This is a genomic window from Streptomyces globisporus C-1027, assembly GCF_000261345.2.
Lineage (GTDB): Bacteria > Actinomycetota > Actinomycetes > Streptomycetales > Streptomycetaceae > Streptomyces > Streptomyces pakalii.
In genome coordinates this window covers 3257249-3270711 of record NZ_CP013738.1, presented here as the reverse complement: position 1 = coordinate 3270711, position 13463 = coordinate 3257249, and the positions used below count along the sequence as shown (strand labels likewise).

The following is a 13463-nucleotide window of genomic DNA, read 5'->3' as shown; positions in this document are numbered from 1 at the left end:
TTCCGTCGGATCAGTCCACCGTGACCGGCTCGCGGTGACCGATCCCACGTGCCACCGTGCGTCCCTGGGACTTCGGAGTCAGCCGGGAGCGCAGGGCGAGGAGGGTCATCAGAGCCAGGGCTGTTCCGGCCAGGGGGACCAGGAACCCGGTGCTCGCGCCGTGGGCGTCGGCGAGTCGACCCGCCACGGTCACGGCCGCCGCCTGGCCGAGCGCCACCGCGCCCGTCAGCCAGGTGAAGGCCTCGGTGCGGGCGGTGGCGGGTACCAGCGCCTCGACCAGGGTGTAGCCGCTGATCAGGGCCGGGGCGATGCAGAGGCCGACCAGCAGGCCGAGCCCGGCCAGCAGCGGCACCGAGTGCACGGCCCACAGGCCGGACGCGGTCAGGGTCAGCGCCACGTACCCGACGATCAGCCGGCGGCGCGGGCTGCTCTTCCAGGCGATGGCGCCGCAGGCGATGCCCGCCAGCATGTTGCCCGCCGCGAAGATCCCGTAGAGGACCCCGTTGACCCCGGGGTGGCCGATCTCCTCGGAGAACGCGGTCAGCGACACCTGCATCCCGCCGAAGACCGCGCCGATACCCAGGAAGGTGACGGCCAGGACGCGCACGCCAGGAACGGAGAGCGCCGACGCGTGCGGCTCGGCCGCGGTGGCCTTGGCGCGCGGGGCGGGCTGGGTGGCGCGCTGCGCGGCGAAGAGGAGGCCGCCGACCAGCGTCAGGGCGGCTTCCGTGATCAGTCCGGCCGCCGGGTGCACGCCGGTGCACAGCGCGGTGGCGATCACCGGCCCCAGGACGAACGTGAACTCGTCCGTCACCGACTCGAACGCGGCCGCGGTGGACATCAGAGGGGAGGCGGGCCGGTCGGGGGTCGCCCCCAGCATCGCCGCCCAGCGGGCCCGCACCATGGGGCCGACCTGCGGGATCGACGCACCGGTCGGCACGGCGGCGGCGAACAGCGCCCACAGGGGCGCGTCCGCCAGCGCCAGTACGGTCAGGGCGCTCACCGAGACGGCGTGGAGCAGGACCCCGGGCACCAGGACGGCACGCTGGCCGAACCGGTCGGCGAGTTTGCCGCTCTGCGGGGCGAACAGCGCCATGGAGACGCCGGAGACCGCCGCGACGGCGCCCGCGCTGCCGTACGAGCCGGTCGTGTGCTGCACGAGCAGGACGATGCCGATGGTGAGCATCGCGAAGGGCTGCCGTGCGGCGAAGCCGGGGAGGAGGAAGGTCCACGCACCGGGGGTGCGCAGCAGTTGCCCGTATCCGGGGCGGTCGGAGACCGTGGTCGCCACGGTCCTTGCCTTTCTGCCGCCTGGTGGCACTGCTTCCCGGCGCCCTTGTGGGGCGGGCCGGACGGAAGCGGCCGAGAGCTGTCCTCTTCGCGCGGAACTGCGGTAGATGCCGGGCGACTCGCTGCCATCGGCGAAGAAACGCCGGGCGAAGAGACACCACGACCGCCATACGGTCGCGCCAGCTCTGCTTCAGACAGAGTTGGTCGATCAGGTTGCCTTCATGCTACAGGCAGGAAACCCTGTGCGCCTGTGAATGCGCACAGAGCTTCCGTATCAGCCTGTGATCTACAACGCGTTCGTCGCAGGTCACCTTCGTCGTCACCTCAGAGGGAGCTCAGTCGTCACCCCTGAAGGGGCTCATGAGGGACTCAGGGACGAGTCTTCGTGCCGCTGCCGCCGTTCCCGTTCACGCCGGTACGGGTGTCGGCACCGGCGCCGCCGAGTTTCTTGGCCAGTTTCATCGCCTGGGGGATGGCCGACCCGCCCTGGGGGCCCGGGGTGCCGGGGGCCCCGGAGACGGCGGATCCGCCCGTGCCCAGCCAGCCGGCCAGCTTGCCGCCCTCGGCGACCGCCCGCAGGCGTTCCTCCGCCCGGTCGCGCACCGGGTCGGTGGCCACCACCAGCAGCTCGTCCCCGCGCCGGAGCACCGTCGCCGGGGAGGGCACGAAGCTCTGGTTCTCCCGGACCACCAGCGTGACGGCGGCGCCTGCCGGGAGCCGCAGCTCGCCGACCTCGACACCGTGCATCTTCGACTTCGCGGGGACGGCGACCGACAGCAGATGGCCGCGCAGCCGCTCCAGCGGCGCCGACTCGATGCCCAGGTCGTCGGCCTCGGCCGGGTCCTCGGCGATGTTCAGCTTGCTCGCGACCCAGGGCAGCGTCGGGCCCTGGATCAGGGTGTAGACGATGACCAGGACGAAGACGATGTTGAAGATGCGGGTACTGCCCTGCACCCCGGACACCATCGGAATGGTCGCCAGGATGATGGGCACCGCCCCGCGCAGTCCGGCCCAGGACATGAGGGCCTTCTCGCGGGCCGGCAGCCGGAACGGCGCGAGGCTGAGGAAGACGGACACCGGCCGCGCCACCATGGTCAGCACCAGACCCACGACGACGGCGGGCCAGAAGTCGTCGACCAGGTCGTGCGGGGTGACCAGCAGGCCGAGGAGCACGAACATGCCGATCTGAGCCAGCCAGCCGAGCCCGTCGGCGAAACCGCGCGTGGCGGGCCAGTGGGGCAGCTTGGAGTTGCCGAGGATCATCGCGGCCAGGTAGACGGCGAGGAACCCGGAGCCGTGGGCCATGGCGCCCGCCGCGTACGCCGAGACGGCGATGGCCATCACGGCGATCGGGTAGAGGCCGGAGGCGGGCAGCGCCACGTGCCGCAGCCCCAGGGACCCCAGCCAGCCCACCGTGATGCCGATCGCGGCGCCGATGGCCAGCTCCATCGCGATCTCCGCGACCAGGATGTACCAGTGCTCGACCGGGCCGACCGCGGACAGCGCCACGACCATGATGACGACGGGAGCGTCGTTGAAGCCGGACTCGGCCTCCAGGACACCGGTGATCCGGGGCGGCAGCGGCACCCTGCGCAGCACGGAGAAAACGGCCGCGGCGTCGGTCGAGGAGACGACCGCCCCGATGATGAGCGCCTGACGCCAGTCCAGGCCGACGAGGTAATGCGCGGCGGACGCGGTGATGCCGACGCTGATCGCGACGCCGATGGTGGAGACCACCGCGGCGGCGGGCAGGACGGGTTTGACCTCTTTCCACTTCGCCCCGAGTCCGCCCTCGGCCAGGATGACGACCAGGGCGGCGTAGCCGATCACCTGCGTCAGCTCGGCGTTGTCGAACTTGACGTCGAAGATGCCGTCCTGCCCCAGGGCGATCCCGATGCCGAGATACAGGAGCAGGCTGGGGAGCCCGCTGCGCGAGGAGATCCGTACCGCCGCCACGGCGACGAGCAGGACGAGCGAGCAGACGAGCAGGAGTTCGTTGAGCGCGTGGACAGTCAGGGTCCGTTCCTTCCCTGCGTGCGCCTGCCGGATCGGCCCCCGGCAGCCAGGTACTTCGTTACCTTACCTAATCGTTAACGATTCCTTGACGGCTTCGACCATTCGTACGAGGAAGACGCAAATGGATGCATCCCTATACCGCGTCCGAGTGGCTTCTCCGCTGCGCCTATGGTTGCTCCTGCACTCCCAGGACCACCCTGCCCCCTCGAAGGACAGCGATGCCCGCCAACACAACCGACTCTTCCGGCCCTTCCGACGCGAAGAAGCCCGGCAGGAAGAAGGGGCGGCGCGCCCGCCTGCTCGTGCTCGTCCTGGTGCTGGCGCTCGTCGCGGGTGTCGGGTACGGGGCGTACTGGTCCGTATCCACCGTGCGGGCCTCGTACCCGCAGACCACCGGGTCGATAGCGCTCGACGGTCTTTCCGGCGACGTCGAGGTCAAACGCGACTCCTACGGCATTCCGCAGATCTACGCGGACTCCGACGCCGACCTCTTCCGTGCCCAGGGCTTCGTCCAGGCTCAGGACCGCTTCTGGGAGATGGACGTCCGGCGGCACATGACGTCCGGCCGGCTCTCCGAGATGTTCGGTTCCGGGCAGGTGGAGACCGACGCCTTCCTCCGCACGCTCGGCTGGCGGCAGGTCGCGCAGGACGAGTACGACAAGGTGCTCGACGAGAGCACCAAGAAGAACCTCCAGTCGTACGCGGAGGGCGTCAACGCGTATCTGAAGGGCAAGGAAGGCCGGGACATCTCGGTCGAGTACGCGGCGCTGGGCCTGACCAACGACTACAAGCCCGGTGAGTGGACCCCGGTCGACTCGGTGGCCTGGCTCAAGGCGATGGCCTGGGACCTGCGCGGCAACATGCAGGACGAGATCGACCGCTCGCTGCTGACCAGCCGCCTCGACCAGGACCAGATCGAGGACCTGTACCCCGGCTACCCGTACAAGCAGAACAAGCCGATCGTCGAGCAGGGTGCGATCTCGCCCGTCACCGGGAAGTTCGACCCCGAGGCGACTCCGTCGGACTCCGTCGGCTCGACGACCCCTCAGGGCGCCGGTGAGGGCCTGAACACCCAGCTCTCCGCGCTCTCCGACACCCTCGACGAGATCCCGGCGCTGCTCGGCCCGAACGGCAACGGCATCGGCTCCAACTCCTGGGTCGTCGGCGGCGCGCACACGACGTCCGGCAAGGCGCTGCTCGCGAACGACCCGCACCTCGCGCCGATGCTGCCCTCCCTCTGGTACCAGATGGGTCTGCACTGCCGGAAGGTCTCGGCGAGCTGCCAGTACGACACGGCCGGCTACACCTTCTCCGGCATGCCCGGTGTGATCATCGGTCACAACCAGGACATCGCCTGGGGCCTGACCAACCTGGGCGCCGACGTCACCGACCTCTTCCTGGAGAAGGTCTCCGACGACGGCTACCTGTACGACGGCGAGACCAAGCCGTTCAAGACCCGCGAGGAGACCATCAAGGTCGCGGGCGGCCGGGACCGGACGATCACCGTCCGCGAGACGAACAACGGCCCGCTGGTCTCCGACCGCAGCAAGGAACTGGACAAGGTCGGCCAGAAGGCCCCCGTCAGCAACGCGGCCCCCGACCGGGCCGACGGGTACGCGGTGGCGCTGAAGTGGACCGCGCTGCAGCCGGGCAAGTCCATGGACGCCGTCTTCGCGCTCAACCGGGCCAAGGACTTCACGACCTTCCGGGCGGCCGCCCAGAACTTCGAGGTCCCCTCGCAGAACCTCATCTACGCCGACACCGAGGGCAACATCGGCTACCAGGCCCCCGGCAAGATCCCGGTCCGCTCCGCGGGCTTCGACGGTACGGTCCCGGCGCCCGGCTGGGACCCGAAGTACGCGTGGAAGAGCTACATCCCCTTCGACGAGCTTCCCTACGAGTACAACCCGGACCGCGGCTACATCGTCACCGCCAACCAGGCCGTCATCGACGAGAAGAAGTACCCCCACCTGCTGACCAAGGACTGGGGCTACGGCGCCCGCAGCCAGCGGATCAACGACCTCCTCGCCCAGAAGATCAAGGGCGGCGAGAAGGTCTCGACCGATGACATGCAGAAGATGCAGATGGACAACTTCAGCGAGATCGCCGCGCTGCTGGTGCCCGAGCTGAAGAAGATCAACATCCCGGACCCGAGCGTCCGCGAGGCCCAGAAGCTGCTGGATGGCTGGGACTACACCCAGGAGCCCGACTCCGCCGCCGCCGCGTACTTCAACGGCGTCTGGCGCAACATCCTGAAGCTCGCCTTCGGCAACAAGCTGCCCAAGGAGATGCGGGTCAAGGGCGACTGCCTCAACGTACCGCCGGCCAAGAACAGCGGCCCGGCCGATGCGCAGAAGAAGCTCGTCCGCGAGTGCGGCCAGCGTGACGGCGACACCGCGCAGCCGGACGGCGGCGACCGCTGGTTCCAGGTGGTCGACGGCATCATGGACGACCCCGACAACGAGTGGTGGAAGGCGCCCGCCCGGGGCCGCGAGGACGCCCTGGAGAACCGGGACGACCTGTTCGCCCGGGCGATGGAGGACGCCCGCTGGGAGCTGACCTCCAAGCTCGGCAAGAACATCTCCACCTGGAGCTGGGGCCGGCTGCACCGGCTCACGCTGAAGAACCAGACGCTCGGCACCGAGGGCCCCGGCCTGCTCCAGCGGGCGCTCAACCGCGGCCCCTGGAACCTCGGCGGCGGCGAGGCGGCGGTCAACGCCACCGGCTGGAACGCGGCGAGCGGCTACGAGGTCGTGTGGGTGCCGTCGATGCGCATGGTCGTCAACGTGGGGGACTGGGACAAGTCCCGCTGGATCAACCTCAGCGGGGCCTCCGGGCACGCGTTCAACGCGCACTACACCGACCAGACCGACAAGTGGGTCGACGGCGAACTGCTCGACTGGTCCTTCGGGACCGAAGCGGTCGACGCGTCCACCGTCGACACGCTGACGCTGAAACCGTAGGCCCTACAGAGGGTTCGCGAAGCGCCGCGCTCCGGCCGGTGTGACGACGGCGTCCACGGGGTGGTCGTGCGGTTCCACAGGGACCCGCGCGACCACCTCGTTCTCGTACAGGAGCACAACGAGCGACGGGTGTGCCCCGGCGGCGCTCAGCCGGGCCAGCACCCGGTCGTAGCTGCCGCCGCCCCGCCCCAGCCGCATCCCGGCCCCGTCCACCGCCAGGCCGGGCAGCAGCACCGCGTCGGCGGCGAGGACGGCGTCGGGACCCAGGCGGGGTCCGTCCGGCTCCAGGAGGCCCCGCCCGGCCGGGAGCAGGTGCGCCGGACCCTCGTAGGCCGCCCAGTCCAGGTCGTTGTCGGCCAGGAGGACCGGCAGCAGCACGCGCACACCCCGGCCGCGCAGCGCCTCCAGGAGGGCGCGGGTGCCCGGTTCGCGGCCCACGGAGACGTACGCGGCGACCGTACGGGCGTCGGCCAGTTCGGGGAGGTGCAGCGCCGCATCGGCGAGAACCGCCGCGGCCCGGAGCGCGTCCTCCTTCGTCAGGAGGGCCCGTGCGGCGAGCAGTTCGCGCCGCAGAGAGCCCTTCTCGGACGCCTTTCCGGACTTGTCGGTGTTCATTGGTTACTCGCACGGTTCTCGTATGGGCATATTTAAGGACGAAGTTAACCGGAATATCAGCTTCCGGCCGTGTGCACCCGTTAAGGTCGGCACATGACTCAGTCGCCCTCCAGGATCAGCAAGGCCGTCATCCCGGCAGCAGGTCTCGGCACCCGGTTCCTGCCCGCCACGAAGGCCACTCCGAAAGAGATGCTGCCTGTCGTCGACAAGCCGGCCATCCAGTATGTCGTCGAAGAAGCCGTGGCAGCGGGTCTCTCCGACGTACTGATGATCACCGGTCGCAACAAGCGTCCCCTTGAGGACCATTTCGACCGCAACTACGAGCTGGAGTCCGCGCTCACCCGCAAGGGCGACGCCGAACGCCTGGCGAAGGTCCAGGAGTCCAGCGACCTGGCCACCATGCACTACGTGCGCCAGGGCGACCCCCGCGGCCTCGGGCACGCCGTGCTGTGCGCCGCCCCGCACGTGGGCGACCAGCCCTTCGCGGTGCTGCTCGGCGACGACCTGATCGACCCGCGGGACGCGCTGCTGGCCCGGATGGTCGAGGTCCAGGAGCGTGAGGGCGGCAGCGTCATCGCGCTGATGGAGGTCGACCGCTCGCAGATCCACCTGTACGGCTGCGCCGCCGCGGACGCCACCGTCGACAGCGACGTCGTCCGCGTCACCGACCTGGTCGAGAAGCCCGACCCGGCCGACGCCCCCAGCAACCTCGCCATCATCGGCCGGTACGTCCTGGACCCCGCGGTCTTCGACATACTGCGACACACCGAGCCGGGCCGCGGCGGCGAGATCCAGCTCACCGACGCGCTCCAGTTGCTCGCCGCGGACGAGAAGATCGGCGGCCCCGTGCACGGCGTCGTCTTCAAGGGCCGCCGCTATGACACCGGCGACCGCAGCGACTATCTGCGCGCCATTGTCAGACTGGCGTGCGAACGTGAAGACCTGGGGCCGGACTTCCGGACCTGGCTGCGCAAGTACGTCGCTGAGGAGATGTAACCCCGTGAGCAGCACGATCTGGTCGGTCGACGAGCACCTGGACGACATCCTCGCCGCGGTGAGGCCGCTGGAGCCCATCGAGCTGCAGCTGCCCGACGCCCAGGGCTGCGTCCTCGTCAAGGACGTCGTCGTGCAGGTGGCCCTGCCGCCCTTCGACAACAGCTCCATGGACGGTTACGCGGTCCGCGTCGCCGATGTCGAGGGCGCGAGCGAGGAGTTCCCCGCGGTCCTCACCGTGATCGGGGACGTCGCCGCGGGCAGCGCGGGGCTCGCCGACGACCAGGTCGTGGGACCGGGTCAGGCCGCCCGCATCATGACGGGTGCCCCGCTGCCCGCCGGTGCGGAGGCCGTGGTCCCGGTCGAGTGGACGGACGGCGGCACGGGCGAGGGCCCCGCCGAGGGGATGCGCGCCCACGCCGACGCGCCGGAGGGCGCCACCGGTGAGGTCCGCGTCCACCGTCCGGTCACGGCGGGCGCCCATGTGCGCGAGCGCGGCAGCGACGTCGAGCCGGGCGAGCTGGCCCTGGCCGCCGGATCGGTCGTCGGCCCGCCCCAGATCGGGCTGCTCGCGGCGATCGGCTGCTCCACCGTGGTCGTACGGCCCCGCCCCCGCGTGGTCGTCCTGTCCACCGGCAGCGAACTGATCCAGCCCGGCGAGGGGCTGACGGGCGGCCAGATCTACGACTCCAACAGCTTCGCGCTGACCGCCGCCGCCCGGGACGCCGGAGCCATCGCCTACCGGGTCGGCGCGGTCGCCGACGACGCCGAGACGCTGCGCGCCACCATCGAGGACCAGCTGATCCGCGCGGACATCGTCGTCACCACGGGAGGCGTCAGCGTCGGCGCGTACGACGTCGTCAAGGAGGCGCTGTCCTCCGTCGGCGACGCGGACGAGCCGGGCAGCGGGGTGGAGTTCCGCAAGCTCGCCATGCAGCCGGGCAAGCCCCAGGGCTTCGGCTCGATCGGCCCGGACCACACTCCGCTGCTGGCCCTGCCGGGCAATCCGGTCTCCGCCTACGTCTCCTTCGAGCTGTTCGTCCGCCCCGCCATCCGGGCCCTGATGGGCCTGCCCGATGTGCACCGCCCCACGGCCCGCGCCGAGCTGCGCGCCGACAAGGCGCTCACCTCGCCGGCCGGCCGCCGCCAGTTCCTGCGCGGCCGTTACGACGCGGAGGCGGGCACGGTCACCCCGGTCGGCGGTTCCGGCTCGCATCTGATCGCCGCGCTGGCCCAGGCCGACGCGCTGATCGTGGTGCCCGAGGACGTCACATCGGTCGAGCCCGGCACGGAGACGGACGTGGTCCTGCTCCGCTGACCACCGCCCCGTGGCGGTACGGTATCTGCCGCCGTGCCTTCCGGGGGACCCCCTCCGGGTCCGAGGCCCATCGGTGCCCCTACCGCTAGGCGGAGTGAGTTGAGTACGCAGAACAGGCTGACGCACATCGACGAGGCGGGCGCGGCCCGCATGGTCGACGTGTCGGCGAAGGACGTCACCACCCGCGTCGCCCGCGCATCCGGCCGGGTGCTCGTCGCCCCGCGCGTGATCGAGCTGCTGCGCGGCGAAGGAGTCCCCAAGGGTGACGCCCTCGCCACCGCCCGGATCGCCGGGATCATGGGGGCCAAGCGCACCCCGGACCTGATCCCGCTCTGCCACCCGCTGGCCGTCTCCGGTGTGAAGGTCGACCTGAGCGTGGCCGACGACGCGGTGGAGATCACGGCCACGGTGAAGACGACGGACCGCACGGGCGTCGAGATGGAGGCCCTGACGGCGGTGTCGGTGGCGGCCCTGACCGTCGTCGACATGATCAAGGCGGTCGACAAGAGCGCCGTCATCACCGACGTACGGGTCGAGGCGAAGTCGGGCGGCAAGTCCGGCGACTACCGGCGCACCACGCCGGACGGACCGTCGGGATCGGACGCGTGACGCCGCCCGAGCCCACGGGAACCGCCGGCCACGAGCAGCCGGTGCGGGGGCCGGAGCCCACTGGAGCCGCGTTGCTCTCCCCGTACGCCGCTCTCGTCATCACCGCCTCCAACCGGGCCTCCGCCGGCGTGTACGCGGACAAGGGCGGCCCCCTGATCGCCGAGGCGCTGACCGCCCTCGGCTTCACGGTCGACGGACCGCAGGTCGTCCCGGACGGCGACCCGGTCGAGGCGGCCCTGCGCGCGGGCGTCGCCGCCGGGTACGACGTGATCGTCACCACCGGCGGTACGGGCATCTCGCCCACCGACGCCACTCCCGAGGCCACCCGCCGCGTGCTCGACCACGAGATCCCCGGCATCCCGGAGGCGATCCGGGCCGAGGGCCTCGCCAAGGTTCCGACCGCCGCGCTCTCCCGGGGCCTCGCGGGCGTCGCCTCCCGCACGCTCATCGTCAACCTCCCCGGCTCCACCGGCGGGGTGAAGGACGGGCTCGCCGTCCTCGGCCGGCTCCTGGTGCACGCCGTCGACCAGCTCCGCGGCGGCGACCACCCCCGACCGGGGAGCCCGAGCTGAACATCGCGACCTGGCCGGTGACGCTGACCGACGGCGAGATCGTCCTGCGTCCGATAAAGATGCGTGACCAGCGGGTCTGGCGTGAGGTCAACCGGCGCAACCGCGACTGGCTGCGCCCCTGGGAGGCCACCGTCCCGCCGCCCGCCCCCGGCGGCCCGACGGCGCAGCGCCCCACGTACCGGCAGATGGTCCGCCACCTGCGTGCCGAGGCGAACGCGGGGCGGATGCTGCCGTTCGCCATCGAGTACGAGGGCCGGCTGGTCGGCCAGCTCACGGTCGCGGGGATCACCTGGGGCTCGATGTGCTCCGGCCATATCGGCTACTGGGTCGACCGGAGCGTCGCCGGGCGCGGCGTCATGCCGACGGCGGTCGCGCTCGCGGTGGACCACTGCTTCCGCACGGTGGGCCTGCACCGGATCGAGGTCTGCATTCGCCCGGAGAACGCGCCCAGCCGCCGGGTGGTGGAGAAACTCGGATTCCGTTCGGAGGGCGTGCGCCCGCGCTATCTCCACATCGACGGCGCCTGGCGCGACCACCTGATCTTCGCGCTCACCGCCGAGGAAGTGCCCGAGGGGATGCTCCGGCGCTGGCGCCGGTCGCGGCCGATGACGCCGGGACGCGCCGGGCCGACCGAGGAAATAAAATAAGTGTTCGAATTTGGTCGCCTGGTGACCGCATGACATAGGGCTATCGGCATCTGTTGATCCGAACAATCACAAAAAAAGTCCGTGATATCAGCCGGATCGTGCGACACACCGGGCCAATTGGCGGATCCTTCCGCGCAAACCCCTCTACGGTGTGAGCGTGAGCAGCAGCGGCCTCATCTACGCAGTCATCGTCGGGGCCTGGGCCGCCTACTTGGTGCCGATGTGGCTCCGCAGGCAGGACGAGCTCAACGAAGCCCGTCCGACGGAACGCTTCAGCACCGCCATCCGGCTGCTGTCCGGCCGGGCGGCGATGGAGCGCCGTTACGCCAAGGAGCTGCGGGAGCGCACCGCCGAGGAGGCGGGGCCCGAGGTCGACCCGGACCGGGAAACGGACCGTATGGAGTCCGTGGACGTCCGGGCCTTTGCCGCGCCTCCGGCGCACACGGAAGCCCGGCTGAGCGACCCGGCGCGCGCGCCCGAGCGCGCCCCGGGCCACCAGGCATCCGACCGCCCGACGCACGACCGGCTTCCGGGGCACCAGCCCCACGACCGTCAGCACCCGGACCGCCCGGCGCACGAACGCCGGTCCGGCGAGCGCCCCGGGGAGCACGTGCCCCCCGCCCGGCGACGCCCGCGCTCCGGTGCGGCCGACGCCGAGCGGGCCCGGCGCGCCCAGCGCTCCCAGGTCCTGGCGCGGCGCAGACGGACCACCGTCGTCCTCTTCCTGGCCTTCACCCTCGGCGCGATCGTCGCGGCGGTCGGCGGCCTCGGCTTCCTCTGGGCCCCCGCGGTGCCGGCCGTACTGCTGAGCACGTACATCGTGCATCTGCGTGCCCAGGAGCGCCGCCGGTTCGCCTTCACGATGGACCGCCGCCGGGCCGAGGATGCGGCACAGCGGCTGCGGGAGAACCGCCCGCGCCGGAACCAGCCCGCCGCCTCCGACTCCGCCGAGCCGGACGACGACTCCGAAGAGCACCACGTGGAGCCGGAACCCACCCCCACGGTCTCCCCCCAGGAGGCCGGCCGCCGCGCCCTCGTCGAGCAGACGGACCACGCGGAGTGGGTGGACCAGCAGCGCGAACGCGGCCGCGTCCAGGGCGACAGCTGGGAGCCCGTTCCCGTACCGCTGCCCACCTATGTCACCGCGCCCGTCGCCCCCCGGGCCACGGGCGGGGTGGAGGTCGGCGACCCGGAGACCTGGAGCGCGGCCCGCTCCAGCACCGCCGAGCCCACCCAGACGGGCACGTCGCACCCGACGGCCCCCGAGGTCGACCCGGCCCCGCGCCAGCGCACGAACCAGTCCCGCCGCAACCGCGACCGGGGCCGGACCCCGCTCTTCGACCAGTACGACGACGAGGACCGGCCGCGTGCGGCCAATGAGTGAGGCCCCCGGGGATGCCCGGGGGCACGGGGAAACCCGACACCGCTGACCAGCGGAGGAACGGATTTCCAAGCACCCCTGTGAGGGTGCTAGAGTTTCACACGTCGCAAGGGCCTGTGGCGCAGTCTGGTAGCGCACCTCGTTCGCATCGAGGGGGTCTGGGGTTCAAATCCCCACAGGTCCACAAACGACAGTTCGCGAGTAGCTCTCGGGAACGGTGACGAGATCCCGCCCGATCGAAAGATCGGGCGGGATCTCGTCGTTTCAGGCTTCGTGCGATGCGGATGCATGAAGCGGGTGCCCAGAGGTCAGAGCGGTTTGGTGTCCGCGGGCAGACGCAGGTAGCGGTCGTAGGCGTCGCGGCTGTCCGAGACGAAATTCCAGTCCGCCATCGCCTGCTGCAACTCGGTGCCGGACAGCCAGCCGTGCCAGGCCACTTCGGCCACCCGCGGAGCGACCCGCTCGTGGTCCACGGTCGCTTCGTACACCACGAACCAATAGGGGCTCAGCTCGCCCCGGCAGAGGAACTTGAACAGCGGGCGGACCGGTGCCGTGACTCCCATCTCCTCGTCGAGTTCACGAGCGGCGGCCGCCTCGTACGATTCCCCCGCCTCTACGGCACCGGCCACCAGCCAGCTGTACTCGCCGGGAAAGCGCGAGCTGTTCTCGGGGCGACGGTGAACGAGATAGCGGCCGGTCTCGTCCCGGCACAGCACCATGGACATGCGATAGAGCAATCCGGCGGCGACGGCTTCGTTCCGGCGTACGACGCCGATGACCCGGTCGTGTTCGTCGACATGGTCCACAAGTTCGCTCATGAGCTTGATACTTCATGACTCGCTCCGTCCGACGCCAGCGATTGACGTGGTCGAAGGGCGTCCGTATCGCCGTGGTGGCCATCGAGGGCGGTTGCGCAGGTCCGGCTGGGTGCGGCGCGGTGAACAGCCGGTCTTTTCTCTACAGTTCTCGGCCAGTTCTGTAGAAAAGAGCCCCACCGCCACTTCTTGTCGCGGCAGTTCCGGCTACGACAGAGTTCGAGGCGCGGCGACAGGAACATGT

The 13463-nt window shown here is 70.9% G+C and carries 11 protein-coding genes and 1 tRNA gene; 8 read left to right on the top strand and 4 right to left on the bottom strand.

Features of this window, described 5'->3' with window-relative positions:
- Nucleotides 1-10: 10 nt before the first annotated feature.
- Both WQO_RS14030 and WQO_RS14025 read right to left on the bottom strand, forming a co-directional pair.
- Complete coding sequence (locus WQO_RS14030; RefSeq protein ID WP_010059631.1) at nucleotides 11-1291, bottom strand: MFS transporter; 1281 nt, start codon at nucleotides 1289-1291, stop codon at nucleotides 11-13.
- 368 nt (nucleotides 1292-1659) lie between these two features.
- Nucleotides 1660-3246 (bottom strand): potassium/proton antiporter, encoded by a 1587-nt coding sequence (locus WQO_RS14025; RefSeq protein ID WP_010059633.1) that lies wholly within the window; start codon nucleotides 3244-3246, stop codon nucleotides 1660-1662.
- A gap of 278 nt (nucleotides 3247-3524) precedes the next feature.
- Between WQO_RS14025 and WQO_RS14020 the strand changes: the two genes are divergently transcribed.
- Nucleotides 3525-6269, top strand: coding sequence for a penicillin acylase family protein (locus WQO_RS14020; protein ID WP_010059635.1), 2745 nt, complete (start codon nucleotides 3525-3527; stop codon nucleotides 6267-6269).
- 3 nt (nucleotides 6270-6272) lie between these two features.
- Here WQO_RS14020 and WQO_RS14015 read toward each other — a convergent pair whose 3' ends face one another.
- On the bottom strand, nucleotides 6273-6884 hold the full coding sequence (locus WQO_RS14015; protein WP_010059637.1) for a 5-formyltetrahydrofolate cyclo-ligase: 612 nt from the start codon (nucleotides 6882-6884) through the stop codon (nucleotides 6273-6275).
- A gap of 93 nt (nucleotides 6885-6977) precedes the next feature.
- On the opposite strand from WQO_RS14015, the gene galU reads away from it, so the two are divergent.
- The 7 genes from galU to WQO_RS13980 all read left to right on the top strand — a co-directional run bounded on the left by galU (nucleotide 6978) and on the right by WQO_RS13980 (nucleotide 12588).
- Nucleotides 6978-7880: a UTP--glucose-1-phosphate uridylyltransferase GalU gene (gene galU / locus WQO_RS14010; RefSeq protein ID WP_010059639.1), complete on the top strand. Its 903-nt coding sequence runs from the start codon at nucleotides 6978-6980 to the stop codon at nucleotides 7878-7880.
- 4 nt (nucleotides 7881-7884) lie between these two features.
- Nucleotides 7885-9195, top strand: coding sequence for a molybdotransferase-like divisome protein Glp (gene glp / locus WQO_RS14005; protein WP_010059641.1), 1311 nt, complete (start codon nucleotides 7885-7887; stop codon nucleotides 9193-9195).
- Nucleotides 9196-9294: 99 nt separating this feature from the next.
- Nucleotides 9295-9804: a cyclic pyranopterin monophosphate synthase MoaC gene (gene moaC / locus WQO_RS14000; protein ID WP_010059642.1), complete on the top strand. Its 510-nt coding sequence runs from the start codon at nucleotides 9295-9297 to the stop codon at nucleotides 9802-9804.
- Between the two features lie 41 nt (nucleotides 9805-9845).
- Nucleotides 9846-10376 (top strand): MogA/MoaB family molybdenum cofactor biosynthesis protein, encoded by a 531-nt coding sequence (locus tag WQO_RS13995; RefSeq protein WP_237274215.1) that lies wholly within the window; start codon nucleotides 9846-9848, stop codon nucleotides 10374-10376.
- A gap of 17 nt (nucleotides 10377-10393) precedes the next feature.
- Nucleotides 10394-11023 carry a GNAT family N-acetyltransferase gene (locus tag WQO_RS13990; RefSeq protein ID WP_010059644.1) on the top strand — a complete coding sequence of 210 codons (630 nt, stop codon included), beginning with the start codon at nucleotides 10394-10396 and terminating at the stop codon, nucleotides 11021-11023.
- Between the two features lie 157 nt (nucleotides 11024-11180).
- The gene (gene sepX / locus WQO_RS13985; protein WP_029182197.1) at nucleotides 11181-12407 is read left to right on the top strand and encodes a divisome protein SepX/GlpR; all 1227 of its coding nucleotides are present in this window, start codon (nucleotides 11181-11183) and stop codon (nucleotides 12405-12407) included.
- Between the two features lie 107 nt (nucleotides 12408-12514).
- A tRNA-Ala gene (locus WQO_RS13980) sits at nucleotides 12515-12588 on the top strand.
- 124 nt (nucleotides 12589-12712) lie between these two features.
- On the opposite strand, the gene WQO_RS13975 is transcribed toward WQO_RS13980, so the two are convergent.
- Nucleotides 12713-13222, bottom strand: coding sequence for an NUDIX hydrolase (locus tag WQO_RS13975; RefSeq protein ID WP_029182198.1), 510 nt, complete (start codon nucleotides 13220-13222; stop codon nucleotides 12713-12715).
- Between the last annotated feature and the right edge of the window lie 241 nt (nucleotides 13223-13463).